We start from the raw sequence: 24,534 nt of genomic DNA, 5'->3' as shown, positions 1-24,534 counted from the left end.
CATTAGCCTTTCTAATTTATGTTGAGTGCCAAGATGGACAGAAAACAGCAGATGCTCTCTAACATGTACACTTTCGCCGTTGCTGGTAAGTGCCTGAGTTTTACCAAAGCCGCTGAAGAGTTGTTTATAACCCAAGGGGCAGTGAGCCAACGCATTAAGTCACTGGAAGAACAACTGGGTTTCAGCTTATTTGTGCGTATGACTCGGCGATTAGAGCTGACCAAAGAAGGAGAGCGGTTACTGCACGCGCTTAACCAATCGTTTGAGGTGATTTTCTCTGAACTTGAAGACATCAAATTCAACGAGCTGCGTGGCGAGCTTTACATCGGCGTGGCCCCCACGTTTGCACAGAGTTGGTTACTGCCGCGTATGGTGGAATTTCAGCGTTTGTATCCTTCTCTCAATATCAAGCTTCGAGTAAAGGCAAGCCGATTAGATTTCTTACATGAGCCCGTTGATATTGCGATTTACTACAGTGACAGCGAGCATCCGGGGTTCCATCATCAAAGGCTATTTGATGAAGAGTTGATGCCGGTTTGTAGCCCTGAATACAGCCAAATACATTTCTCCGATGGTATGAGTAGTGCCAGCCAATTTGAGGCCGTGACCTTTATCCATTGCACAGAATCGTTAGAAGCAAACGAGCCAAATCATGAATGGCAGAGCTGGTTAGCAAGCCAAAGCAACTCTGAGCTGAAATCGCTTAATGTGATGGAGAAAACCTACCTTTTTAACCATGCCGATATGGCAATGATTGCCGCCAAAAACAGCATGGGAATCGCAATGGCGCGGGCGTCTTTGGTGCAAACCAGTTTGGAAAAGGGAGAACTGGTCGCGCCTTTTGAACGCGTCAACGCCGGGAGAGGGTACGATTTGATTTGTTTAAACGGCCAGCAGCACAGACCGAAAAATGCGGCGTTTATCGAATGGCTAGAAACGCAGCTACCTCCCCTTGCATCGCAATAAAAACAAAGGGAGGCACAAGTCTTAGTTTGCGATGATTTCATCCATCAAGCGGTCAATGTGAATCACCACTTGCTCACTCGCGTCTTCCATCGAGTTGATGGAGGTCACCATGCCGGCCATATTTCCTGACTTCGCGTGGTTCATCGCATCACGGCCGCTATCGTGCACACCTTTGTGTGGCGCTTCGAGCTGTGCGTAGCTTCTTAGTTGGCTATATGCTTTGCCGTCACCTCTGTAGTACCACTGGCCCAATCGACATTCTGAATGGCTATTGACGGTTTCACCAAAAGAGCCACTTTGCAGCAAGCGATAGATGTTGTTTTTCCAAATGGCATGATCAAGCTTGACCGTATCGAGGAAAGAGCGGGTAGACGCAAAGTGGATCACCCGTTTCATGTGCTCTGATTTGACAACCACCTCGTTGACGATTGAGCCAATTTGCGCCGAAGAGGCGGATACTTCTTCTGCGCAGATTTGGTTTTCATCAATCGCGCTTTTGATTGAGCTGACTTGGGTTAGCACTTGATTAACCAGTGAATCAATTTGTTCGCTCGCTTCACTGGCTTTACCTGCCAAATTTCTTACCTCGTCCGCCACCACGGCAAATCCGCGGCCTGCTTCACCAGCGCGTGCTGCCTCAATCGCTGCGTTGAGAGCCAATAAGTTCGTTTGGTCAGAAATCTCTTGGATAGTAGATACAAGGTGGGAAATAGAAGTCGCGGTGCTATCTAATATCTGCACAGATTCAATGCTTTGAGTGGCTTGTGAGCTGATTTTTACCGCTCGGTCATCCAGACGTGCGAGTGCTTGATGTGTTTGCTTGAACATATCATCAAGCAGCTTTAGCTCTTCGTTTTCATGCGCCATAGATTGAGCGCTTTCGACCATCGCTGTGCGAATGGTTTGGAGCATATCTCCGCCTTTCAAGCTGCTCGACATCAACTCGTCGCTACTTTCGTAACGCTGTTGCGCTGTGTTCAGTAGTTGTTTGGCTTCTTTTAACTGACATTCCAACGTCTCAACGTCGGTTTGGTACTTGTCTTTAAGGCTCGCTAATTCCTGCTTAAGCGCCTCATTTTCCATTTTTAATTTTTTTGATCCGAACATGTTTTTTATAAATGCAGCAAGGTTTTAAAAAATTCATGTTAAATCAGTTGGATAAGCAATGCACCATGACTTTCATATACTTGTTCATTTTTGTCACATTTTTTATGTGGGTTTTCATAAAAAGAGCGAAAGTCACCCCTATCAATGTGAACGTGGTCAACACTGAGTGACGGATGAGCGAATCTAAATGGAAAGCTATGGAATAGAAAAGGGCGGGTGGAAGATAGGGGAAGAGGGCCCTTCCCCTTAGTATTTCGAGTGCTGAGGTTTTACTTTATGTGGAAAATTTGTTCAGTTTCAAGAGACGTCATCGCGCGAATTTGACGCCAAATGTAGTAAAAAATACCAAACATCATCAACATGCTAGGAATGGCGATCATTGGGTAGCTGTAAAGTGTCAACTTACCGAGCTCTTCATTGAAGGCCGCAGTGCCTGATGGGCTGGTGACGATCCATGTAGCAAGGAAGTAGTTCATTGCAGATGAGAATGCAAAGGTGCTTGCGAACAAGTAGTTCGAAGACATTAGGCAACGTTCGAACGCATCGGTTTTACCATTTTCTCTCAAACGCTCGTTAATCAATGCGAGGTTCAAAACCGTGTCGTTCAATACCATTTTTTGCATCAATGGGTAGCGGGTAAAAGTGGAGCCCAATACCGCGATGCCGATCAGGCCGGGAATCAAGGCTTCTTTCAAGGCTAACCAGCGAGTATCAAGCTCCAACAAGCCGATGCCACCAGTTAATAATACGCTGATAAAACCAAGCGCTGAGATAAAGTTAAATTTCTTGTTGCGGATGAGATCCATACCGCCGTAAACCACAGGAAAGAGCAAAGCGACAACCAGTGCCATTGCGGTTCCTAGGTGCTCTTCACCACTGTATTTCATCAAGATGAACGAAGGGATGAATACGTTAAAAAGGATCTCGAATAGGGGATTCGACTTTTTCGCCGTCGTGTTACTCATAATTTCCTACTGACTCTATTATGTCGGCTGCCATTGTACTTTGGGTGGAAGTGTTCATCCAGTAACGCCAGATGTAAAGCGTTAACGCACCAAGTTATGTAACGACTTATGAAATAGACCCGAGCATAGCCAGTTAGTTGGCATGATTGACCAAGTTTTTTTGGTGGCTAGGTGAGCTCCATACCAGTAGGAACTTCTGTCTTAATGGTTTCCTTGCTGCGCGATGAGCTGGTTGCGCGCTCTGAATAATCGAGTCGCCACCGTGTTGTGATTGAGCCTCAAGGCTTGGGCAATCTCATCATGATTCAGCCCAGCCACTAGGCTCAAGAGCAATGGCTCTCGGTATTTGGGTTTGAGAATCATCATTTGTTTTTGAAGCCAATCTTGGGCCATGTCGTGGTCACTGCCGGGGTAGGTTTTTGTCTGTATTGCACACTCATCAATGTCGACAAAATCGAACTGTTTTCTATCAAAGCGCCGAGCATTCTCACGACGCAAAATAGTGATGAGCCAAGGCTTCTCGGCGTTGGGATCATTTAAGTTATCAAAGAATCGCCACGCTTTCAGGAAGGTCTCTTGCGCCAAATCTTCAGCAATGTGTTGATCTTTGCACAGCCAATATGCGAGACGATAGATATCTTGGTATCGCTCTTTCGTCAGTGCTTCGTAACGTTTTTGTTTTTCCATAACATTAAGACCTGAAGTGTAGAAGTGGGCTGCAAGGTAACCTCTGAAACATCGAAGGTTACCTGCGGTTTCGTCCTTGCCCGTTTAAAATGGCTGAGTAGAAAAACGTGAGTATTGAAGGGCGTCTGCGACTTCTTGAGCTTTAGATTCCGAAGTCATGAGATGCAGTAATTTAAGGGCGGCCTGATAGCTGACTAGGCTGCCGTTTGAGGTGATGATGCTATCATCAACCACAAAATTCTGGTCGAACTGTACATCAACTGCTGGATAGTCTTTTTGTAATCCGTTTTCACCTCCTGCCCACGTCGTCGCTTTCTTACCGTTTAACAGGCCAGCCTCGGCCAATAGATACGCACCAGAGCAATTACTTGCCATCCAATCTGCCGCCTTTGATGTGGTTTGAATAAAGTGAATGAGATCCTTGTTTTCGATTAGCGCATCCATGTCGTAGCTGGATGTTAAAACCAGCACGTCGAGTTCTGGCTGATCGCCAATCCAAGCATCCACACCAATTTCTAATCCCTCTTCAGTGGTGATGGTTTTCTGATCAGAGACGGAAATGGTGAGCACTTCATAATCACTAAACCAAGTCAGCCGACTTGCGACGCCAAAGACCTCTAAAGGCGCAGTGACATCAGAGGTCAGTACGCCGTCATAAACCAGAATGCCAATGCGTTTATCCGCCGCATGTGCCGTTTGAAGCATCCCAAAGAATAGGACTAAGGTCGCTATTAGTAGTTTTAGTGCATTCTTTAATCCATTTTTACCCATTGTTTTTTCCTCGCTAACAGAGCATCAAGTTATTGAGATTCATTATATTTGGGCTGATTGGTGATTGAAGAGCCAGTTTGTCTTTACTAAAGTGAAGAAAGTTCACGAATGGAATGTGCGAGTTTTATGGATAAGATACGGTCCCTACGATTTTTTATTGCTACTTTAGAAGGTGGCAGTTTTGCTGCAGCCGCCAAAGCGTATGGCACAGACCCTTCTACAGTGAGTAAAGCAATCCATCGTCTTGAAAGCGACTTGGGAATACAGCTGTTCCAGCGTTCTACGCGACAGATCCGTCTGACAGAAGCTGGTCGTCGATACGCAAATACCGCTAGGTTTGTACTGGACGAACTGGCTGCGTGTGAGGATTCCTTAAAAAGCCACAATGATGCGCTTTCAGGGCTGCTTAAGATTAATGTGCCGGTCTCCTACGGTCGCCTTTACATTCGCCCTTTATTAAAAGAGTTTTGCCGCCGCTACCCCAGCATCACTATCGATATTCATTACGATGACGCCTACGTTGATATTATTGAACAAGGGATTGATGTGTCGATTCGTTCTGGTGTCGTTCAGGACAGCCAGTTGATCGTGCGCCAGCTGAGTCCTATCGATTTTATTATTTGTGGCAGTCAGGATTACTTAACACGGCATGGTGTTCCGAGCGGCCCGGACGCATTCAATGACCATTCTTGGGTTCGTTTTCGTTTTAAACAAACGGGGAAACTGTTGCCGATTCGGATGCCAGAACCAGACGGCACAAGTGAGAACAACCCCGAGAGAAATTTTATTGTAAACGACGGCGAATCGATGGCAGAGCTTTGCGCAGAAGGCTTAGGGTTAACTCAGATTCCTCACTTTATCGCGAGAGATTGGCTCAAAGCCGGGCGTTTAGTGCCGATATTTCCGAGCATGCGTCAAGCAGGAAATGGCGTGTATCTTCTCTATGCTAACCGGGAATATGTGCCTGCCCGAGTGAGGGTGTTCATCGATTTTATCACTCAAGCAATACAGGATATGGATGAAACGCCATTCCATACGTGGGCTGAAACGTTGCCGATTTACCAACCGAACCAAGGCGATTGAAAACTTCATGTGAGTCTTTGGTTAAAACACTCCAAGCCATATGGTGCTTTTATTGGTTTTTGTTAGGTTATTGGGCGTTATTATCGAAAAGCGCAGTTTGCTCTTCGTCACTCATAAAGGAAAGACAATGCCAACTAAGATCTTAGTGCCTGCTTTGGCCCTACTTCTCAGCGCATGTGGCGGCGACGGGGAGTCGTCAGCACCTGTAGAAAACGGCTCTCAAAACACAGGTTCCACATCGTCACAAGGTACATTTGCCGAGCAGATGCTCGCAGCGGTCAACAGTGCTCGCTCTACCAAACAACAGTGTGGCGCAACCACCATGCCACCTGTTGGAGCTCTGACTTGGAGCTACGATTTGGAAAGCGCTGCTTATCGACATTCGAGCGATATGGCGAACAGCGATTTCATGAGTCATACAGGCTCTGACGGCAGCACGCTGTCAGATCGAGTCAACGCAACGGGCTATGCTTGGAGCGCTATTGGTGAGAATGTCGCCGTAGGGCAAAGCTCCATTAACGCCGTCGTCAATGCTTGGCTATCGAGCGAAGGTCACTGCCTCAATATCATGAGTGCGGATTTCGATCAGATGGGCGCGTCGCTTGTCGAAAATCACTCTGCAAGCTACGGGTATTACTGGACTCAGGTTTTTGCCAAACAGCGCTAATGCGATAAATAAACCTGATAGATAAACTAAAACGCCAGCAGTCACCATCTGCTGACGTTTTGTTATTTAAGCCTTTTTAGCTTGTCAGGTTACGAAGTTTTGGATCATCCGTCAGGTATTCAACAAATTCGATCTCAAAACCTGCAGGGTCAACAAAATACACATTCTTGCGGTATGGCTCATCAGCCCCAGGTTGGGCAATTGGGTAACCTGCATCGGTCAGCCTTTTGATGATGGCATCGACGTTATTGGTTACATAAGCAAAATGCGCTAGTCCAACTTGATGGCCGCCCAACTCGCGGTTCTCACCTTCACCGTGGTCACTCATCGCAATGTATTGATACTCGTCGCCAAAGTGCAGCCAGTTTCTATGCTTGCCGCTCCATGTACCTTCTCCCTCGTCACGCACGTACCAATGTGGAAATGCAGTTTGATAAAACTTCAGCATTTCAGGGATGTTTTTCACGACTAAATTAATATGTTCTAGTTGGATCATGATGTGCTCCTTTTTGTCATTTCCTAGCCAACGATGAACATGCTAAAACCTCAAGTTAAGTCGAGGTAAAGGGCTGTTTTAAATTTTTTAGGGTTGGTGTCTTTGGAGCTTGATACATGGAGAGATTCGGTGGGGTGGTACTTTGAATCTGCGAGTTGGGTTATGTGCTTGCAACCCTCCCAAAAACCAAAAAAGCCAGCAGTTAGTACCTGCTGGCAAAGTCTTTGGGCTTCTAGGTTTTTGCTTTTCTTTCTTGCCACTCCGTTCTACACGTTGCCCCGATTGGTTTTCAGGGGAAGAAAACACTGCACCGTGCGCTTTGTGTTCAAGAAATTTGGAGATTAACCTTGCTTACGGATGAGGTAGTCAAACGCGCCTAAGCTTGCTTTTGCACCTTCACCCATCGCAATGATGATCTGTTTGTAAGGAACCGTCGTTGCGTCACCGGCTGCGAAGACACCTTCTAGGCTGGTTTCACCACGGCTACCAACTTCAATTTCACCGCGCTCAGAAAGCACTACTTCTGAATCTTTTAGCCATTCTGTGTTTGGTACTAGACCGATTTGAACAAAGATACCTGACAGTTCAATCTCTTTGATTTCATCTGTGTTACGGTCTTTGTACTTCAAGCTTGTTACGCGAGTACCGTCACCCACTACTTCTGTGGTTTGCGCCATCGTGATGATGTCGATGTTTGGTAGAGAGTTCGCTTTGTCGATAAGCACTTGGTCTGCGCGAAGTACGTCTGCAAATTCAAGAACGGTTACGTGCTCAACAATACCTGCTAGGTCGATAGCCGCTTCGATGCCTGAGTTACCACCACCGATAACCGCAGTTTTCTTGCCTTTGAATAGCGGGCCGTCACAGTGTGGGCAGTACGCGACGCCTTTGTTGCGGTACTCTTGCTCACCCGGAACGTTCATTTCACGCCAGCGTGCGCCAGGGCTTAGGATGACACTCTTACTTTTCAGCGTTGCGCCGCTTTCAAGTTGGATGTGAATCAAACCATCTTCTGTATGTGCTGCGCCCATCAGTTTTTGCGCTTGTTGCTCAGTCACGACGTCTACGTCGTATTCTTTTAGGTGCTCTGCTAGGTCAGTCGCCAGTTTTGGACCTTCAGTACGTTTTACCGAGATAAAGTTCTCGATTGCCATAGTGTCCATCACCTGACCACCGAAGCGTTTAGCGACAACACCAGTGCGAATACCTTTACGCGCTGCGTATAGTGCTGCTGCACTACCACCAGGGCCACCGCCGACAACTAGCACGTCGTATGGGTCTTTTTCGTTCAGTGCTTTGGCGGCTTTCTCGCTCGCACCGTCATCCACTTTGTTTAGGATTTCAGTTAGAGACATACGGCCTTGACCGAATAGCTCTCCGTTTACGAATACGCTTGGTACTGCCATGATGTCGCGTTGTTTCACTTCATCTTGGAATAGTGCACCGTCGATCATGGTTGCTTTCACTTTCGGGTTGATCGCCGCCATCATGTTGAACGCTTGAACCACGTCTGGACAGTTTTGGCACGACAGTGAAATGAACACTTCAACTTCCAACTCTTTATCTAGCGCTGCGATTTGTTCAATCACTTCCGGCTCTAGTTTGATTGGGTGACCACCAGAGTGCAGCAATGCCAGTACCAGAGAGGTAAATTCGTGACCCATTGGTAGGCCAGCAAAGCGGAGTGCTGTGCCTTTTACTGGGTTCGTCACCGTCATCACTGGTTTACGTGCGCTTGCGTTGTCGTCACGTTCAACGGTGATAAAGTCGCTCATCTCTGCAATTTGGTTCGCTAGAGACAGAATGTCATTCGATGCTTTGCTTTCATCTAGACTAACCACTAGACGAACGTCTTCTTTTACATTAGCCAGATATTGTTTGAGTTGTTGTTGGATCGCTTGGTCTAACATAGTTGTTGTTACCTTAAATAAACAAAAGAGTGGTTACTCTGGATAAAATCAGTAGGGAGAGAGCAAACCAGGCAGAAGGTCGTCAAGGTATCTAACCTGGAATGCTCTCTAAGTTAAGCGTCAATTAGCATGTCAAATTGAGCTTAAATTCAGTGGCTTAGATTTTGCCTACTAGGTCTAGAGAAGGAGCTAGCGTCTCTTCGCCTTCTTTCCATTTTGCTGGGCAAACTTCGCCTGGGTGTGCTGCTACGTACTGAGCTGCTTTCACTTTGCGTAGTAGGTCTTCTGCGTCACGACCGATACCTTCAGCAGTGATTTCCATTGCTTGGATAGTACCTTCTGGGTCGATTAGGAACGTTGCACGGTCTGCAAGGCCTTGACCTTCACGCATCACACCGAAGTTGTTTGTGATGTTGCCTGTTTGGTCGCCAAGCATGTAGTACTGGATCTTGCCGATTGTTTCTGAGCTATCGTGCCAAGCTTTGTGAGTGAAGTGTGTGTCTGTTGATACTGAGTACACTTCAACGCCGCGTTTTTGTAGCTCTTCGTAGTGGTCTGCTAGGTCACCTAGTTCTGTCGGACATACGAATGTGAAGTCTGCTGGGTAGAAGAAGAATACAGCCCATTTGCCTAGAACATCTTGTTCTGTTACTTCAACGAATTCGCCGTTTTTGTATGCTGTAGCTGCAAATGGTTTGATCTTTGTATTAATCATTTTTTACTTTCCTCAGAATGTTTTAGGGTGAGCAGTTCTTGCTTTCGGAAAGTATATTCGCATCGGATTGTGTTTAAGGAAAATTGCTTGTAACTATCCTATTGATAGACAAATCCTATTTTCGCTAATAGGGAAATCCGATTATAGACGCGAGAAGTTGATAGGTTTTATTGAAGAATGGCAGTAGAAAGAGTGTCTGAAAGCAATGAGATCAATAAAGCCTGCAATGGCAGGCTTTTAGCTATTGAGAGGAGTTTATAAAGGGCTTGGCGGTTAGCTGAGCTTATCGAGCACTTTCTCGCAGAGCGTTTTTAGCGTCACCAATTCTTCTAGATCCAACGTGAACTTACAGGCAATGGCATCAGGGACGGACTTCGCCTGATCTTTAAGTGCTCTGCCTGCTTCAGTAAGGTTCAATACGCGTACGCGCTCGTCGGTTTCACTTCTTCCTCTGCTCACAAAGCCTTTTGCTTCTAAGCGTTTTAGCAACGGGGTGAGCGTTCCTGAATCGAGGTGAAGCTGTGAGCCCAACTCTTTTACGCTCGTGCCATCTTTTTCCCACAATACCATCATTACCAAGTACTGCGAGTAGGTGAGATCAAGTGCGTCCAACAACGGTCGGTACGCGCGAATCACAGCGTTCGCAGCGCTGTATAGCGGAAAGCAGACTTGATTCTCTAGTAACAATTTTTCGTCTGCATTCAATGTACTTGGGGAGTAACACTGGCTCATGGGCTTAATCTCGATAAAGGCGATAAAAATAAATTGTGCACAATATAGTTGCAAACTATCGTTGTTTCGATGTAAGGTTGCAAGCAATTAAATTGTGCACAACTTAAATTGAAGGGGATATTCGCATGACAACATTATACAAAACTCAAGCTACTGCTCTGGCTGGCCGTAATGGTCAAGTAAAAACCAACGATGGTCTGCTGGATCTTGAACTTGCTTACCCAAAAGAGATGGGTGGCACAGGCGCAGCAACGAACCCAGAACAACTGTTTGCAGCGGGTTACTCGGCTTGTTTCTCTAACGCGATTTTGCACGTTGCGCGTGAAGCAAAAGTAGCGCTAAAGAGCGCACCTGTGACAGCTGAAGTAGGCATTGGCCCGAATGAAAACGGTGGCTTTGCTTTGACCGTTGGCCTCGCGGCAGAGTTAGACCTACCACAAGAACAAGCACTAGAGCTGACGCGCATTGCCCACCAAGTGTGCCCATACTCAAATGCCGTTCGTGGCAACATTGACGTCGCCGTTACAGTAAATGGTGAAGCGATCTAATCGCTTTAGACACTGTTCTAATGCAAGAAAGCCTGCGAGCGTGCAGGCTTTTTTCGATTTGAGTGGGGCGATAAGGGTTAACGCGACTCCAACGGGTAAGAGCGATAACTCCACATACCGTAAGTACGCAGCGCATCGCGGTAAATGCCAAGTAGTTCGCTCTCGCAGGCTTTCGCTAAGTCTTTGAGGGGTTTGTCTGGGTAACTTACGGTGTCGAAAGTGATGCCCTGCGGGCCAGTTTGCCAACTAGCGATTTCAAACAAGGTTTGACCACGACGCACGTGACTTGCCGAGCTGATAATGGTCGCATGTTTGATGTTGTGGCGCGCCAAGGCGTAGCTGCTGAACAGGGCATTGCCTACCGTGCTGGTGGCGTAGTTTTCTTCGATGATGCGGTCTTTGCTGACTCCTTTTTCAATCAGCCAGTCCGCCATCAATTTACCTTCGGTTTTGTGGTTCTTTGGTACGCCGCCCGTCAAAATAATTATCGCATCTGGGTTCGCTTTCGCCATTGCTAACGTGGTTTCCAAACGCTCAACCAAGATTTGGTGCATTGAACCATCCGGATTCAGTGCGTATCCCAGTGTGACGATCGCCCCTTTGTTGTCCAGTTTGCCTTTATCGGCTTTCTCTTTCAGCGGCGTTGCCAAAACGCGATCTACTGTGTCGAAAATGCGGTTGATGTCTGCTGCTTTGCCGGCATTCAGTTTGGCCAGCGTTGCCATGTGTTGGTCTGATTCGGTTTGATTGCCTTTAAAGCGCTGCCACACCGCAAGATAAGCGTGTAAATCTGCATCGTCCGGCGCCACCGACAAGGCTTGTTCGAACAGTTCAATTGCTCGATCGACGTTCTTGTTGTAAATCTGCGCATTTGCCGCAGAAATGAGTAGGTCGGTGCGGTATGGCTCAAGTTGGTAAGCTTCTAGCAATCGGTCGGTAACTATCTCCATATTGCTCGGCATTTTCGCGGTAAAACCAGCGTGAGATATACGCGCCGGCGATTTAAAGGCTTCCACGGCGTCATTCAAAAGTTGGTCGACAACTTGACGTTTGGTCACCAGTTGCGAGTAGTCTGCGGAAGATTGGATTGTAGAATCGTTGGCGGCCAGTGAATAAGGGGCTGCTGTCAGCGCAATTACGCTGCCAAGGGCGATAGCCAGGAGGTTCTTCTTCATGGGTGAATCCTAGTTTTGTTATTTTTCGAATTAGAAAGGTGGATTTTTTCAGTCTAGGTTTGGCTCATGAATAAACTGTGAAACGAATCTCAAAGCTGCCGAGCCAAGCGACCTTTATCGCCAAAACACGAAGTAGGATCACGAAAATGGTTTACTAATTATTTGTCATGTAACTGTTTGGTTTAAAAGATAAACAGTGCGAATACAACAAAACGTAGGCATTAAAAAAGCCCGAGTAAGACTCGAGCTTTTTAGATTCGACTGAACGAGAGTTGCTTACACGTAGTACGCTTCAACTTCGCCTTTCAGTTTGATCAGCATTGGGTTACCGAAACGGTCTTTTGCTTTAGGAGACGCAATTTTTACCCAACCTTCACTCACGCAGTATTCTTCTACGTCAGTGCGCTCTTTACCGTTGAAACGGATACCGATTTGGTGCTCAAAACATTCTTTGATGAAGAATGGGCTGCGTGGGTTACCTGCTAGGCGATCTGGTAGAGCTGGTTTTGCTGTATCTGTCATGTTTGTGACCTAAATTCCGTAAAAAAGTGCGCTATTGTAGTCAGTGCACAGTGAGTGTTCAAGATAACCTTCAACTAATCTGCTCTCGATACAATTTGGGGCTTGCGCCGGCTTTACGTTTGAATACGCGAGAAAAGTAGAGTGGGTCGGTATAACCAACGATACGACCAATGTGATTGACCGAATAGTTGGTTGTGACCAACAATTGTTTCGCTCGGCTAATACGTTGGTCGTCACGCCATTGAGTAATGGTCATGCCAACTTCATCTCGAAATAGATGCCCTAAGCGTGAGGCGGACAGGCAGGTGAAATCAGCGATGTCTTCTAGTGTGAAATTTTGATTCAGGTTCTGCGTCATGTAGTTCATCGCTTCAATAACACGAGGATCTAACGGTTTGCTCACCACATCAGGTTGAATAGTTTTACAACGAATCAGCAGTTGTTCCAGTAAGTTAATCGCGAGATCATCTCGATAAGGCATGTCTGATTTGGAAATGTACTCAATGTCGATGAATAGGCGTTCAATCTGAGAAATCGTGCTGTTATCCAATCCTTGAGTGAGATACACACCATTTCGTTGTTCATGCCAACACAACCAGTCATTCCAAAAGGCACGAGGACGAAAATAGACCCAGCGGTGAAACCATGATGCGTTGTCTTTTTTACGATGGTAGAAGTGCGTTGCGCTTGGTGGAAATAGCAATAAATCCCCGGTTTTGACATCAAAAGCATCATTACCATGAAATATCGTTCCTTCACCTTGGCTCGTGATGTTGATGATGAACCCTTTCATCCCGTTCGGACGATCAATCACAAAATCGAGCTCGTCGCCTTCGATAATGGGGGTAAGCCCAGCCACAAGGTGTGCGTCAAAGTTGTAGCCGGGTTTTAAAGGGTCGTTGTTTTGCATATTTCAACTAATTTACTTTTTCATCAGTCTATTCTGGAGCGGAAAAACTGTCGTCGTTATTCCTCACAGTTTTCTAGAACGATCCATTGTTTGGCAGAAAAGGCTTCTCGGAAAAAGTCCGTCTTAGCGGTTTTCGATAAGAAGTCACTTGGTAATCCATCTCTTTGGTGCTGCCACTTCGCACTTCGCGCTTGCTCGTTGTCTTCGACAGGTGAATCGACAACTTGTTTGATGGTATGACGGATATCAAGGCGAGTTGGAACCGTGTTTCTCGCCAAATACTCGATCACGAGAGCATCATCAGCAAAGTAGTAGTTCATATTGATGGATAAGGTTTCTGAATGGTGCAGTTGACACCATTGTTCGAGCTTTTCTGGCTTGTGCCTAAAGCGCCAATCAGCATCGTGAACGGCAATGAGTTGTCCGTTGTTTAATACTTCCATGGTGCCGATAAAGTGCGTTTTACCATCCCGCTGTAGCTCGAAACTCGCTGGTTGCTCAGTGGAAAGGTTGAGCGTCCAGCGAGTTTTTTCCAGTTGAAAAGTGGGCACGGTTTCTACATCTGTATCATTCACTAATTGACTCCAAAGTGCTCCCTAAGCGGGAGCACATTTGTGTGGTTTAACCGAGACGGTAATACACTCCGTTGTTACGCAATTCTTGTTTGAACTGGCGTAAGTTGGTGCTGTTGTCAATCACAACCATTTCGATGCCAAGGATTTCAGCGTAGTCGGCAAGCATCGGCAATGTGACAGCTTGGCTGTACACTGCGTGATGTGCGCCGCCAGCGTGAATCCACGCGGCTGCTGCGATATTTAAGTTGGGCTGAGGTTCCCAAAGCGCGTGAGCTACAGGCAAATGTGGCAGTGACTGTGGTGGTGTGACGGTATCAATCACGTTGACGATCATTCTAAAGCGATCGCCAAGATCAATAATCGACACGTTTAACGCTTCGCCAGATTGGCCGCTGAAAATTAAGCGTGGAATATCGCAACGACAGCCAATGGTGTGACGATGAACTTCCAATCTTGGTTTCGCTGCTGCGATAGTTGGACAAACTTCTAGCATGTGAGCGCCTAACACTTGCCCTTTTTCGCCGAAGTTGTAGGTATAGTCTTCCATAAAAGATGTACCGCCCGGTTTGCCTTGCCCCATGACTTTCATGATGTGCGTCATCGCTGCGGTTTTCCAATCACCCTCTCCGCCGTAACCAAAACCTTTAGCCATTAAGCGCTGCGTTGCTAGTCCTGGTAAATTTGTTAAGCCAGTTAGGTTTTCAAACGTGTTGGTGAAAGCGCCTGCTCCAACAGATTTGAGGAAAGATTCCATCCCAAGTTCTAAACGTGCCTCTTGCGTCATCAGCTTTTTCAAATCAGAGTCGTTGAATAAGTCTGGAGACATCTCATACACGGATGCGTATTCATCCAGCTGGTGATTTACATCCGCATCTGATATCGAGTTGACTACGTCACTGAGCTCACCAAGACCGTACGCATTCACTTCATATCCAAACTGGATTTGCGCAGAGACTTTGTTGCCTTCCGTGACCGCGACTTGGCGCATGTTGTCGCCAAAGCGGGCGACTTTCAGGTGCTGACCTGCATTCACACCAATAGCGGCGCGACACCAATCGTCGATATCTCTATGCACTTGCGGTTCTTGCCAGTGTCCGACTACGACTTTACGTTCAATATTCAGACGGGTGCCAATGAAGCCAAACTCTCGGCAACCGTGCGCACTTTGGTTGAGGTTCATGAAATCCATGTCGATTTCATCCCATGGTAGCGCCGCGTTGAACTGGGTGTGAAGGTGTAAAAATGGCTTATTTAGCTGGGTTAGGCCGGCAATCCACATCTTGGCTGGAGAGAAAGTGTGCATCCACAACATCAAGCCGATACAGTCAGGATCGTTATTGGCTGCGCGGCATACTGCGAGAATTTCATCCGGTGTTTTTACCGTGCCTTTGTTAGCAATAGAAACTGAAATATCATCAGACGAATTTAATCCTGCAATGATTTCTTCGCTGTTTTGCGCAACGCTTTCCAATACTTGTGGGCCGTAAAGATGCTGAGAGCCTGTTACAAACCATATTTGTTTGTCGTTGAAAATCTTCATCATGTTTCCTTATTTTTTGCTTTGACCGTAGTAGGCGTTCGCGCCGTGCTTACGTAAATAATGTTTGTCGAGAAGCGAAGGGTTAAGAGTGTCTACCTCGGCATTGATTTGCAGTGTTTGCAAAGCCATGCCAGCGACAACTTCAACCACTACGGCGTTGTGAACCGCTTGAGCAGGGCTTTTACCCCAAGTAAAAGGTGCGTGTTCTTTGACCAAAATGCCGGGTGACGCCATAACGTTTGAATCACCGATGGTTTCGACGATGACTTTGCCAGTGTTGAGCTCGTAGTTGTGTGCGATCTCTTCGTCGCTCAAGGCGCGAGTGCACGCAATTTGTCCGTAGAAATAATCCGCATGAGTTGTGCCCAACGCGGGAATGGCTCTGCCTGCTTGTGCCCATGCCGTTGCCTGAGGAGAGTGGGTGTGAACGATGCCGCCAATCTCCGGGAAATGGCGATAAAGCTCTAGATGCGTGGCTGTGTCGGAAGATGGGTTGAGTTTCCCTTCAACCACTTGGCCGTGCAGATCGACCACCACCATGTTTTCAGCATTCAGTTCGCAGTACTCAACGCCGCTAGGTTTGATAACAACCAACCCAGATTCTCTATCGATGCCTGACACATTGCCCCATGTGAACGTCACAAGGTTATGGCGTTGTAAATCCATATTGGCTTGCCAGACTTGGTGACGCAGCGTTTTGATTCGTTCGACTAATGAGTTCGCATCATTCCAGACGGTTTGTTCAGACATCTTCACGCTCCTGCGATTGGTGAAACTCCGCAATCTGCTCCATGTGTTGCCCAAGCTCGCGATACGTCGCGTAACGCTGTGCTCGCAATGTTTGCACTTTTGGTGTTGGTGAGTAGGTTTGACGAACAGGACTTGCCATCACGGCTTGTGCTGATTTCGTCGTCGGGTAAACGCCAGCTGCGACGGCTGCAAAAATCGCTGCTCCCAATGCGCAACATTGATCTGATTCGACCACGATGATGTCGCGACCAATCACATCGGCGCACATTTGCATCACGTAAGGGGATTTTTGCGCAATGCCACCAATGGCGATGACGCGTTCGACAGTGACATCTTGTTCTATAAAGCAATCGACGATCGCTTTTGCGCCATGCGCAGTGGATTCTACGAGTGCGGAGAAAATTGCAGGTGATGTGCTACCAAGGTTTAAGTCACAAATGGCACCTTTAAGACGCTGGTTTGCGTAAGGGGTTCGGCGGCCATTGAGCCAATCCATTGCAACCGGAGTATATTGGTCGATACCTTGCTGCTCGGCAGCTTGCGAGAGCAATGGCAAAAGTTCTGAAGCAACTTCTTCGGCAGTTAAGGCAAAGTCTGGATTGTGCTCGGCATAAGCCTGTAGTGGCCACATTAAGACGTTTTTGAACCAGGCATACATGTCGCCAAAAGCGGACTGTCCGGCTTCAAGTGCTAGCAACTCGGGCATAGCACTGCCTTCGACTTGACCACAAATACCATGAATAGTGCGGTCACCGACGTTTTGTGATTCAACCATCAAAATGTCACAGGTAGAAGTGCCAATGACTTTAACTAAATCGTTGGCACCAGCACCGGCACCAACGGCACCCATGTGGCAATCAAACTCGCCGATTGCAATCGCGATGCCTTCTGGTAAGCCTAATTTTATTGCCCATGCTTTTGATAGGTACCCGGCCGCCTGATCGGAGGTAAAGACTTCTGTGAACATACGGTCGCGAATACCGTCTAACGTCGGTGAAATTGCGCTTAAAAACGCTTGCTCAGGTAGTCCGCCCCAGCTTTCATGCCACATCGCTTTGTGTCCCGCAGCGCAGATGCCACGACGCAGTTTTTGTGGATGTTGAGTATCAGCCAAAATTGCTGGGATCCAATCACACAGCTCGACCCAGCTGAAAGCACGTTTTGCAACTTGTTCATCTTGTTCGCTGACCCAAGCCGCTTTTGCCCAAAACCACTCTGAAGAGTACACACCGCCGACGTAACGCGTGTAATCGGTGAATTTTCCCGAATGGGCGAGTTCATTAATTCGATCTGCTTTGGCTACGGATGTGTGATCTTTCCAGAGGACGAACATTGCATTTGGGTTGTGCTCAAACTCAGGAAGCAGCGCCAAAACAGTGCCGTTTTCATCTATTGGAGCCGGTGTTGAGCCTGTTGTGTCGACGCCTATGCCGACAACAGAATCGGCCAGAGTCTGTGGCACTGTTGCCAGTACCTCTTGGATCGCGCTGGTCATTGCATCCAAATAATCTTGCGGGTGATGTCTGAATTGCGATTGCGCAGGTTGGCAATAGAGCCCCTTCATCCATCGTGAGTAGTACACCACAGACGAGGAAACTTCCTGTCCTGTTTCGGCATTAACAATAAGCGCACGTACGGAGTCCGATCCGAAGTCCAAACCAATTACATGCTGCTGATGTGTATTTATTGTGTCCATGACAACTCCAACTTTTGGTCAGCAAACTAAATCTACTTGTTGTTATAGCCAGAGCAGGTGGGTTATCCCATAAATAGGGTTGCTAAGTTTATGGACAAAAACGTCACTGGGTGTTTTTTGTGTCCTTTTTAACACCTTTATATATTGCTCAAAAATTAAGTGTTTTCGACCATGATTAACGTTTGCTTTGGGGTTTGAGTGATATTTGAAAGTTGCTAGTCGCACGATTGAGAGCTGCTTCATAGCCTCTGTAGCTAAATGAATGGACAAAATTGCTACATTTTTCCGCTGTGATTCTTATCACTAACAAATGGTCAAGGATGCACAAATATGTACAGCGAACACTCACCTCTACCAGTGGATGGATAACAATGAAATTAAAAAAACTACTCACAATCGCTGCCCTATCTGGCATGACAATGCTCAGTGCCTCTGCTAACGCTTTTTTTGGCTCCAATGACGATAACGTCAGACTTGGTTACCTCGTGAAGCAGCCGGAAGAGCCTTGGTTTCAAACCGAGTGGTCTTTTGCGGAAAAAGCAGCGAAGCAATACGATTTTGAATTGGTCAAGATGGCCGTGCCTGATGGTGAAAAAACGCTGAATGCGATTGATACGCTTGCTGCCAGCGGGGCGAAAGGCTTTGTCATTTGTACGCCAGATCCAAAGCTTGGCCCTGCGATTATGGCCAAAGCGAAAAGCTACGATTTGAAAGTTATTACCGTTGATGATCAGTTTCTAAACGCGAAAGGCGAACCGATGAAAGAGGTGCCTTTAGTGATGATGGCGGCGAGTGAAATTGGTTACCGTCAGGGCTCAGAGCTGTTTAAGGAGATGACGAATCGTGGATGGGATGCCGCTACAACAGGTGTTATGGCCATTACTGCTGACGAACTAGATACCGCTCGTCGCCGTGTGGATGGTTCTGTAAAAGCACTTGAAGATGCTGGCTTTCCTAAATCTCAAATCTACCGTGTTCCGACCAAAACGAATGACATCCCAGGTGCGTTAGATGCCGCTAACTCACTGTTGGTTCAATATCCGAAGGTTAAGCAATGGCTGATTGTTGGTATGAACGACAACACGGTTTTAGGTGGTGTACGCGCGACTGAAGGCCAAGGTTTTGCCGCTGAAAACGTGATTGGTATTGGTATTAATGGTGTCGATGCCGTGAATGAGTTGGCGAAGTCAAACGCTACGGGTTTCTTTGGCTCACTATTGCCAAGCCCTGACGTGCACGGCTTTAAGAGCATCGAATCACTTTACAAATGGGTGAAAGAAGATGTGCAGCCAGAGAAGTTTGTGGAAGTCACCGATGTCGTGCTGATCACTCGCGACAACTTCCGTGAAGAGCTACAGAAAAAAGGTCTTTAAGCCTATTTGCGGCGGTGCAATGACCGCCGCTCTTTCGGGAAACGGAGAGAATGATCATGATAAATTCCCCTTCTTACCTTGAGTTTTGCAACATATCGAAGCATTTCCCAGGAGTTAAGGCATTGAGCAATATTAGTTTTCGCGCCAACAAAGGCAGTATTCATGCGCTAATGGGTGAAAACGGTGCAGGTAAATCAACGTTGCTTAAAACTCTCAGTGGCTTACACCAACCCACTGAAGGCGAGTTGGTCGTCGATGGTAAAGCTTTGGTGTTCAACTCAGCGACTGATGCGCTTGAGCAAGGTATCGCCATTATTTACCAAGAGCTGAACTTGGTACCTGAGCTTAGTGTGGCAGAAAACATCTACCTAGGTCAGTTGCCAACAAAAGGTGGCAGTGTAGATGTGGAAACATTGAACGCTCGAGCGCGAGAACAGCTAAAACGTTTGGGGGAGGATTTTGATCCTTCTCGCCCACTTAAAGAGTTTTCTATCGGCCAGTGGCAAATGGTGGAAATTGCCAAAGCACTAAGCCGCAATGCTCAGATTATCGCGTTTGATGAACCAACCAGCAGTTTGTCTCAACGCGAAATTCAAAACTTATTCAAAGTTATTCGCGAATTGCGCGATGACGGCAAAATCATTCTGTACGTTTCCCATCGTATGGAAGAGATCTTCGATTTGTGCGATGCCATTACCATCTTCAAAGATGGGACACATGTACAAACATTTGACGACATGACCGACTTAACCCATGAAAAATTGGTTGAGCTGATGGTCGGTCGTGAAATCAACGATATCTACAACTACCGTTCGCGTTCTCTAGGCGAAAGTGGCCTACGCATTGAAAACCTTGAAGGCAAAGGGTTAACCCAACCAGTCTCACTCGATATTCGTCAAGGTGAAATTCTGGGTCTGTTTGGTTTAGTTGGGGCAGGGAGAACAGAACTAACCCGTCTCATTTTCGGCGCGGAAAAAGCGCAAGCCGGACAAATTTACATTCATGGGCAGCCCATCAGTGTCAGAAGTCCACAAGATGCGATTCGCGCAGGCATTACGTTATGCCCAGAAGACCGTAAAGCGGACGCTATCGTTCCTATTCTCTCGGTGGAAGAGAACACCAACATCAGTGCTCGTCCATGGAATTTGAAATTGGGCGGTTTGATCGATTTCAAATGGGAAAGAGACAACGCAGAGCAGCAACGTAAGGCTTTGAACGTTAAAACCGCCTCATTACAACAGGCTATAGGGCAGTTGTCTGGTGGTAACCAACAAAAAGTGATTCTAGGTCGCTGGCTCTCCACCGATATGAGTGTGATTTTGTTGGACGAGCCGACACGAGGCATTGACGTTGGTGCGAAATCAGAGATCTACGAACTGATTTTCAATCTTGCTGAGCGCGGTGTCACTGTGCTGGTGGTGTCGAGTGATTTGCCAGAAGTTCTTGGTATATCCGATCGCGTAATGGTGATGAAAGAAGGTGCGGTAACAGGTGAACTACAGCGCCATGAGTTTAAAGAACAAACTGCTTTGAGTTTAGCCATGCTAGGCAACAACCAAGCTGCTGCATAATAAAGGAATATCCTATGTCTGTAACAAGCTCTACGAAAATACTAGAACAACAGGACGCGAAGCGTTCATGGAATTTTGCTGGGATTTGGGACCGATTCGGCATGCTGATGGTGTTCGCTGGTCTGTTTTTATTGTGTGCTTTCTTTGTGCCTTACTTCGCGACGTTCATCAATATGAAAGGTCTGGGTTTGGCGATCTCTATGAGTGGCATGGTGGCGTGTGCCATGCTGTTTTGCTTGGCGTGTGGTGATCTGGATTTGTCGGTCGCGTCCATCATTGCTTGCTCTGGTGTGGTTACCGCCGTCGCAATTAACGCAACCAGCAGCGTGGTACTTGGTGTGGGCGCAGGTCTACTTTCTGGCGTTGCTTTTGGTCTGTTAAACGGTTTTGTCATTGCTAAGTTGCAAATCAACGCACTGATCACCACTTTGGCGACCATGCAGATAGCACGAGGCTTGGGCTACATCATCTCAGATGGTAAAGCGGTGGGCATCACAGAAGAGAGCTTCTTTGCACTGGGTAACTCATCATTTATTGGTATCCCAACGCCTATTTGGTTGACGATCATTACCTTTGGAGTTTTTGCTTTCTTGCTGAATCGCACTGTTTATGGTCGTAACACGCTCGCGATTGGGGGCAACGAAGAAGCGGCTCGCTTAGCGGGTGTGAATGTAGTGAAAACTAAGATGATTATCTTCACCGTGTCTGGTTTTATCTCGGCATTGGCGGGGGTTATTTTGGCGGCGCGTATGACCAGTGGTCAGCCTATGACGTCAGTGGGCTTTGAATTGGTGGTTATCTCTGCCTGTGTCCTTGGTGGTGTGTCGCTAAAAGGTGGCATCGGTAAAGTCTCTTACGTGATTGCTGGCGTGCTGATTTTGGGTACAGTCGAAAATGCAATGAACCTTCTTAACATGTCACCATTCGCGCAATACGTCGTTCGCGGTGCCATATTACTTGCTGCTGTTATTTTTGACCGCTACAAACAAACCAGCCGCGCATAATGCTCTTTCTACTTGGTATCCTTCCAAGTGAACACAGGCCCCAAAACAGCCATGATTGCATGGCTGTTTTGGGTTTAGCTCTCGAATCAAACCCTACAACCCCTTTAAATACTGCGCGTTGGCTGTCGGTTGAATCATGGCATTCAGCGTTTGGACGGCTTGTTCGCTGTACTCTTCAAGTAGAGCTAAGAACGCGTCAATCAACTCAGGTTTGCTTGCTGAGACTTTCGTTTCGGTCTGGATATCACGCAGATCGATCAACACATCGGTAAACAATTGCGGCAGATCGTGCAGCACTTGCAGGTTTAAGACGTTGTGCTCGCTGTAGATTGAATTGTGGCTGCCTTTCTGTTTTTGCACCACGTAAGGGTTGTCTTTTAAGTTGATGATAGACGTGCGTTTATCACAGCGTTTCAAACAACCTTTGTTGACCTTCACCTTACGGCATCCTTCGGTTTGTTGGAATAAACATTGGCGGCTCGTGAGTAGGGTATTTGGATGATAAATGCTGTAGAAGCTGCGCATGTTTTGCGGACGCTTGATATGGCGCATCTGCTTCATATTCAGCTCGTTAGAAACAAACGCGCCACTTGCCGCGAACTCGTATTGAAGGCATTTAAACGCGTATGAGTTCACCGTGTTCATTTGTGGGCCTGCCACCCAGCCTAAGCCGAGCTCTTTTGCGATCATGCCGACGCCCGAGTTATTGGTGATCAACAACTCAGGTTGGATGGTTTCCAAAAATACACGAGCGGCTTGGTAGTCTTCGCCAATCAAAATGGCAGGAAACCAAGGTTTGAGCATTGGGTTGGCTTGGAACAATTCAATCATCGCGCTCAGTTCGCCAGACAATCCCATTGGCAATTGATAGTAAACATCAATGTCGCGGTATTCGCACAGCATGGCTTCTTGTGCTGACGAGATCAGAACCGATAATTTTGGCGCACCTTGGCGAGGGGCTGGTTGAGGTAACGCTGGCAGAGTTGGCACATCAATCGACCCTTTCAAGCTGCTGCCGGATACTTGTGTTGAAGTGACATCGAACGACTTAGTTTGCTCTGCCACTTTCTCAATGATCGCGGTTTTGTCGTCGTAGAGTTTCTTTTTCACCGCTTGCACATCATCAGCAGACTGGCATTGATAAACCTTCGAAAAATGCTTTACAGCGTGGTCGCGCGGGTTGTCGATGTACATCGCCTTGCCGAAATCACCTTGCAAAAATGCGTTGGAGAAATCGCGGTTGAACACCGTGTATAACTCGGTGGTGTCTTCAGAGAGTTCCAAACCCTCGCACAAGCGATCGATTTGCTGACGCCAATTATCGACCACGGTATAGACGTAGTGCGATTTCTTGATTCGTCCTTCCACTTTTAATGAATACACGCCAGCATCGGCAAGCGCTTTCAAGTCCCCAAAGGCGGAGTTGTCTTTCATATTGAGTGGGTAGTTGTTGCCCGTTTTGGTCGTTTCGTACTGTTCGCGACAAGGTTGACTGCAACGTCCACGGTTACCTGATGCACCATTGCGAGCGGAACTGATGTAGCAAATTCCGGAGAATCCGATGCAGTATGAGCCGTGGACAAACACTTCCATCATTACGTTGTGCTCGCGACCAAATTGCGCCAGATGTTTTATTTCATCGATGTTAAGTTCGCGAGATAGATTTACTCGGCTTGCGGTGAGCTGGTTGAGAAAGAGGATCTGGCCTTCGTTATGCGTGTTTAGTTGCGTTGAAGCGTGCACATCCAAATCGGGAAAGTGATGTTTGAGAATGTAGGCCAGACCGAGATCTTGCACGATCACGCCATCGATTTTGGTGGTGTTCAGTTGGCTGAGTAAGCGAACAATCGCCGGAATTTCACTTTCTAAAATCAGCACATTCAACGTTAGGAAAATCTTACAGCTGTGCTGATGGGCTAACGTTAACACGCCATTTAAGTTATCTAAGGTGAGGTTGGTCGCTCGGTTACGAGCATTGAAGCGGTCGAGCCCACAGTAAATTGCATCGGCGCCAGCGGCAATGGCGGCTTTGATGGAATCTAAATCACCACCGGGTGCTAATAACTCAAATTGATCGCGTGTCACTACTTTTCTCTTTCTTACTAAAATAGGCTGCAAATGTTACGTATTTCACGCTTTTGATGCTCAGCTAGTTAACGCTTTATTAATCTGAATCAATTAATCCGTGTTACACGGTCGACTCTTGAGTGGGTAGAGTGCAGTTCGCGATAGCGGAATCTGACTTCTATAGTTTTCCTACACTTGGTTTTTCTATATTTAGTTTTCGACTCAGAGAGAGGAAGGGACGACAAATGAAAAAAGTAATCATCGGGTTGGTCGTGGCGTTGACGTCATTGAGTGCATTGGCTGGGGAGGGGGTGGTAACCGTTGCGAGCACGCATTCAGCAAAAGATACGGCGGATAAATTTGTCGCTATCGCGCAAGAAAAAGGGTTGAACGTCTTTGCGCGCATTAACCATCAAGAGAACGCCGTGAAAGTCGATATGACGTTGCGACCAACTGAAGTTATCGTGTTTGGGAACCCTAAAGTGGGCACGCCACTGATGATCTGTGCGCAGGAAGTGGCGCTCGATTTACCCCAAAAAGTGTTGGTGTATGAAGATGCTGAAGGCAAAACGTGGTTAGCTTATAACGATCCTATGTATTTAAAGCAGCGCCATCTTATTGAAGGCTGTGATGAGGTATTGAACAAAATCAGCGGCGTGCTGGGCAATTTAACCAACGCGGCGGCGAAGTAGGGCTGGTTATTG

At 47.1% G+C, this 24,534-nt stretch carries 24 protein-coding genes; 8 read left to right on the top strand and 16 right to left on the bottom strand.

Annotated elements, in window-relative coordinates; translation table 11 throughout:
* The first annotated feature begins 33 nt into the window (after positions 1-33).
* Positions 34-966, top strand: coding sequence for a LysR substrate-binding domain-containing protein (locus ACF8OV_RS03850; protein WP_140242823.1), 933 nt, complete (start codon positions 34-36; stop codon positions 964-966).
* 21 nt (positions 967-987) lie between these two features.
* Here the strand turns inward: ACF8OV_RS03850 and ACF8OV_RS03845 are convergent, their stop codons facing one another.
* The 4 genes from ACF8OV_RS03845 to ACF8OV_RS03830 all read right to left on the bottom strand — a co-directional run bounded on the left by ACF8OV_RS03845 (position 988) and on the right by ACF8OV_RS03830 (position 4,496).
* Positions 988-2,073, bottom strand: a complete 1,086-nt coding sequence (locus tag ACF8OV_RS03845) for a methyl-accepting chemotaxis protein (RefSeq protein WP_203503614.1) — start codon at positions 2,071-2,073, stop codon at positions 988-990.
* 269 nt (positions 2,074-2,342) lie between these two features.
* Entirely contained in the window at positions 2,343-3,038 is a 696-nt protein-coding gene (locus tag ACF8OV_RS03840; protein WP_005477491.1) for a VC0807 family protein, read from the bottom strand.
* Between the two features lie 201 nt (positions 3,039-3,239).
* The gene (locus ACF8OV_RS03835) at positions 3,240-3,725 is read right to left on the bottom strand and encodes a sigma-70 family RNA polymerase sigma factor (protein ID WP_021450468.1); all 486 of its coding nucleotides are present in this window, start codon (positions 3,723-3,725) and stop codon (positions 3,240-3,242) included.
* 84 nt (positions 3,726-3,809) lie between these two features.
* Positions 3,810-4,496, bottom strand: coding sequence for a DJ-1/PfpI family protein (locus ACF8OV_RS03830; RefSeq protein WP_140242825.1), 687 nt, complete (start codon positions 4,494-4,496; stop codon positions 3,810-3,812).
* 126 nt (positions 4,497-4,622) lie between these two features.
* Here ACF8OV_RS03830 and ACF8OV_RS03825 point away from each other — a divergent pair, with 126 nt between their 5' ends.
* Both ACF8OV_RS03825 and ACF8OV_RS03820 read left to right on the top strand, forming a co-directional pair.
* Positions 4,623-5,579, top strand: a complete 957-nt coding sequence (locus tag ACF8OV_RS03825; RefSeq protein WP_140242826.1) for a LysR family transcriptional regulator — start codon at positions 4,623-4,625, stop codon at positions 5,577-5,579.
* A 127-nt stretch (positions 5,580-5,706) separates the two neighbouring features.
* Positions 5,707-6,246, top strand: coding sequence for a CAP domain-containing protein (locus ACF8OV_RS03820; protein ID WP_005484808.1), 540 nt, complete (start codon positions 5,707-5,709; stop codon positions 6,244-6,246).
* 76 nt (positions 6,247-6,322) lie between these two features.
* Here ACF8OV_RS03820 and ACF8OV_RS03815 read toward each other — a convergent pair whose 3' ends face one another.
* From ACF8OV_RS03815 to ACF8OV_RS03800, 4 genes are all read right to left on the bottom strand, one after another.
* Positions 6,323-6,742 carry a VOC family protein gene (locus ACF8OV_RS03815; RefSeq protein WP_005484664.1) on the bottom strand — a complete coding sequence of 140 codons (420 nt, stop codon included), beginning with the start codon at positions 6,740-6,742 and terminating at the stop codon, positions 6,323-6,325.
* Positions 6,743-7,083: 341 nt separating this feature from the next.
* Positions 7,084-8,652, bottom strand: coding sequence for an alkyl hydroperoxide reductase subunit F (ahpF, locus tag ACF8OV_RS03810; protein ID WP_203503592.1), 1,569 nt, complete (start codon positions 8,650-8,652; stop codon positions 7,084-7,086).
* A 157-nt stretch (positions 8,653-8,809) separates the two neighbouring features.
* Positions 8,810-9,367, bottom strand: coding sequence for an alkyl hydroperoxide reductase subunit C (gene ahpC, locus ACF8OV_RS03805; RefSeq protein ID WP_005395542.1), 558 nt, complete (start codon positions 9,365-9,367; stop codon positions 8,810-8,812).
* Positions 9,368-9,640: 273 nt separating this feature from the next.
* On the bottom strand, positions 9,641-10,099 hold the full coding sequence (locus ACF8OV_RS03800) for a MarR family winged helix-turn-helix transcriptional regulator (protein ID WP_017447146.1): 459 nt from the start codon (positions 10,097-10,099) through the stop codon (positions 9,641-9,643).
* Between the two features lie 125 nt (positions 10,100-10,224).
* Here ACF8OV_RS03800 and ACF8OV_RS03795 point away from each other — a divergent pair, with 125 nt between their 5' ends.
* Positions 10,225-10,647: an organic hydroperoxide resistance protein gene (locus ACF8OV_RS03795; protein WP_005460420.1), complete on the top strand. Its 423-nt coding sequence runs from the start codon at positions 10,225-10,227 to the stop codon at positions 10,645-10,647.
* Between the two features lie 77 nt (positions 10,648-10,724).
* Here ACF8OV_RS03795 and ACF8OV_RS03790 read toward each other — a convergent pair whose 3' ends face one another.
* From ACF8OV_RS03790 to ACF8OV_RS03760, 7 genes are all read right to left on the bottom strand, one after another.
* Positions 10,725-11,822 (bottom strand): YdcF family protein, encoded by a 1,098-nt coding sequence (locus ACF8OV_RS03790; protein WP_203503589.1) that lies wholly within the window; start codon positions 11,820-11,822, stop codon positions 10,725-10,727.
* 276 nt (positions 11,823-12,098) lie between these two features.
* Entirely contained in the window at positions 12,099-12,344 is a 246-nt protein-coding gene (locus ACF8OV_RS03785; protein WP_005460424.1) for a DUF3297 family protein, read from the bottom strand.
* A gap of 70 nt (positions 12,345-12,414) precedes the next feature.
* The gene (araC, locus tag ACF8OV_RS03780) at positions 12,415-13,254 is read right to left on the bottom strand and encodes an arabinose operon transcriptional regulator AraC (RefSeq protein ID WP_005460426.1); all 840 of its coding nucleotides are present in this window, start codon (positions 13,252-13,254) and stop codon (positions 12,415-12,417) included.
* Between the two features lie 56 nt (positions 13,255-13,310).
* The gene (locus ACF8OV_RS03775; RefSeq protein WP_005500066.1) at positions 13,311-13,829 is read right to left on the bottom strand and encodes a hypothetical protein; all 519 of its coding nucleotides are present in this window, start codon (positions 13,827-13,829) and stop codon (positions 13,311-13,313) included.
* A 46-nt stretch (positions 13,830-13,875) separates the two neighbouring features.
* A complete protein-coding gene (araA, locus tag ACF8OV_RS03770; RefSeq protein WP_031847143.1) occupies positions 13,876-15,369 on the bottom strand; it encodes an L-arabinose isomerase in 1,494 nt (497 codons plus the stop codon).
* A gap of 9 nt (positions 15,370-15,378) precedes the next feature.
* Complete coding sequence (locus ACF8OV_RS03765; protein ID WP_005460645.1) at positions 15,379-16,119, bottom strand: L-ribulose-5-phosphate 4-epimerase; 741 nt, start codon at positions 16,117-16,119, stop codon at positions 15,379-15,381.
* Positions 16,112-17,815, bottom strand: a complete 1,704-nt coding sequence (locus ACF8OV_RS03760) for a ribulokinase (RefSeq protein ID WP_203503586.1) — start codon at positions 17,813-17,815, stop codon at positions 16,112-16,114. The genes ACF8OV_RS03765 and ACF8OV_RS03760 overlap by 8 nt, the downstream gene beginning before the upstream one ends.
* Before the next feature lie 371 nt (positions 17,816-18,186).
* Here ACF8OV_RS03760 and ACF8OV_RS03755 point away from each other — a divergent pair, with 371 nt between their 5' ends.
* From ACF8OV_RS03755 to araH, 3 genes are read left to right on the top strand one after another with little or no spacing between them, the layout of a single operon-like run.
* Positions 18,187-19,188, top strand: coding sequence for an arabinose ABC transporter substrate-binding protein (locus ACF8OV_RS03755; protein WP_005460652.1), 1,002 nt, complete (start codon positions 18,187-18,189; stop codon positions 19,186-19,188).
* Positions 19,189-19,244: 56 nt separating this feature from the next.
* The gene (araG, locus tag ACF8OV_RS03750; protein ID WP_005460653.1) at positions 19,245-20,759 is read left to right on the top strand and encodes an L-arabinose ABC transporter ATP-binding protein AraG; all 1,515 of its coding nucleotides are present in this window, start codon (positions 19,245-19,247) and stop codon (positions 20,757-20,759) included.
* A gap of 14 nt (positions 20,760-20,773) precedes the next feature.
* A complete protein-coding gene (gene araH / locus ACF8OV_RS03745; protein WP_005477508.1) occupies positions 20,774-21,763 on the top strand; it encodes an L-arabinose ABC transporter permease AraH in 990 nt (329 codons plus the stop codon).
* Positions 21,764-21,856: 93 nt separating this feature from the next.
* Here araH and ACF8OV_RS03740 read toward each other — a convergent pair whose 3' ends face one another.
* On the bottom strand, positions 21,857-23,848 hold the full coding sequence (locus ACF8OV_RS03740; protein WP_258495620.1) for a U32 family peptidase: 1,992 nt from the start codon (positions 23,846-23,848) through the stop codon (positions 21,857-21,859).
* 227 nt (positions 23,849-24,075) lie between these two features.
* Between ACF8OV_RS03740 and ACF8OV_RS03735 the strand changes: the two genes are divergently transcribed.
* The gene (locus ACF8OV_RS03735; protein ID WP_024702221.1) at positions 24,076-24,522 is read left to right on the top strand and encodes a DUF302 domain-containing protein; all 447 of its coding nucleotides are present in this window, start codon (positions 24,076-24,078) and stop codon (positions 24,520-24,522) included.
* The last annotated feature ends 12 nt before the right edge of the window (positions 24,523-24,534 follow it).

The organism is Vibrio sp. GLN_1, from assembly GCF_043106015.1.
GTDB lineage: Bacteria > Pseudomonadota > Gammaproteobacteria > Enterobacterales > Vibrionaceae > Vibrio > Vibrio parahaemolyticus.
The sequence above is the reverse complement of the archived record's forward strand: the minus strand, read 5'-3'. Positions and strand labels throughout refer to the sequence as shown.

Coding starts and splice junctions, on each gene's coding strand:
- ACF8OV_RS03820 (WP_005484808.1), top strand. CDS start 5,707: ATGCCAACTAAGATCTTAGTGCCTGCTTTGGCCCTACTTCTCAGCGCA.
- ahpC (WP_005395542.1), bottom strand. CDS start 9,367: ATGATTAATACAAAGATCAAACCATTTGCAGCTACAGCATACAAAAAC.
- ACF8OV_RS03760 (WP_203503586.1), bottom strand. CDS start 17,815: ATGGACACAATAAATACACATCAGCAGCATGTAATTGGTTTGGACTTC.
- ACF8OV_RS03755 (WP_005460652.1), top strand. CDS start 18,187: ATGAAATTAAAAAAACTACTCACAATCGCTGCCCTATCTGGCATGACA.
- araC (WP_005460426.1), bottom strand. CDS start 13,254: ATGCAAAACAACGACCCTTTAAAACCCGGCTACAACTTTGACGCACAC.
- araH (WP_005477508.1), top strand. CDS start 20,774: ATGTCTGTAACAAGCTCTACGAAAATACTAGAACAACAGGACGCGAAG.
- ACF8OV_RS03735 (WP_024702221.1), top strand. CDS start 24,076: ATGAAAAAAGTAATCATCGGGTTGGTCGTGGCGTTGACGTCATTGAGT.
- ACF8OV_RS03835 (WP_021450468.1), bottom strand. CDS start 3,725: ATGGAAAAACAAAAACGTTACGAAGCACTGACGAAAGAGCGATACCAA.
- ACF8OV_RS03840 (WP_005477491.1), bottom strand. CDS start 3,038: ATGAGTAACACGACGGCGAAAAAGTCGAATCCCCTATTCGAGATCCTT.
- ACF8OV_RS03850 (WP_140242823.1), top strand. CDS start 34: ATGGACAGAAAACAGCAGATGCTCTCTAACATGTACACTTTCGCCGTT.
- ACF8OV_RS03795 (WP_005460420.1), top strand. CDS start 10,225: ATGACAACATTATACAAAACTCAAGCTACTGCTCTGGCTGGCCGTAAT.
- ACF8OV_RS03800 (WP_017447146.1), bottom strand. CDS start 10,099: ATGAGCCAGTGTTACTCCCCAAGTACATTGAATGCAGACGAAAAATTG.
- ahpF (WP_203503592.1), bottom strand. CDS start 8,652: ATGTTAGACCAAGCGATCCAACAACAACTCAAACAATATCTGGCTAAT.
- araA (WP_031847143.1), bottom strand. CDS start 15,369: ATGAAGATTTTCAACGACAAACAAATATGGTTTGTAACAGGCTCTCAG.
- ACF8OV_RS03845 (WP_203503614.1), bottom strand. CDS start 2,073: ATGTTCGGATCAAAAAAATTAAAAATGGAAAATGAGGCGCTTAAGCAG.
- ACF8OV_RS03825 (WP_140242826.1), top strand. CDS start 4,623: ATGGATAAGATACGGTCCCTACGATTTTTTATTGCTACTTTAGAAGGT.
- ACF8OV_RS03815 (WP_005484664.1), bottom strand. CDS start 6,742: ATGATCCAACTAGAACATATTAATTTAGTCGTGAAAAACATCCCTGAA.
- ACF8OV_RS03785 (WP_005460424.1), bottom strand. CDS start 12,344: ATGACAGATACAGCAAAACCAGCTCTACCAGATCGCCTAGCAGGTAAC.
- araG (WP_005460653.1), top strand. CDS start 19,245: ATGATAAATTCCCCTTCTTACCTTGAGTTTTGCAACATATCGAAGCAT.
- ACF8OV_RS03765 (WP_005460645.1), bottom strand. CDS start 16,119: ATGTCTGAACAAACCGTCTGGAATGATGCGAACTCATTAGTCGAACGA.
- ACF8OV_RS03790 (WP_203503589.1), bottom strand. CDS start 11,822: ATGAAGAAGAACCTCCTGGCTATCGCCCTTGGCAGCGTAATTGCGCTG.
- ACF8OV_RS03830 (WP_140242825.1), bottom strand. CDS start 4,496: ATGGGTAAAAATGGATTAAAGAATGCACTAAAACTACTAATAGCGACC.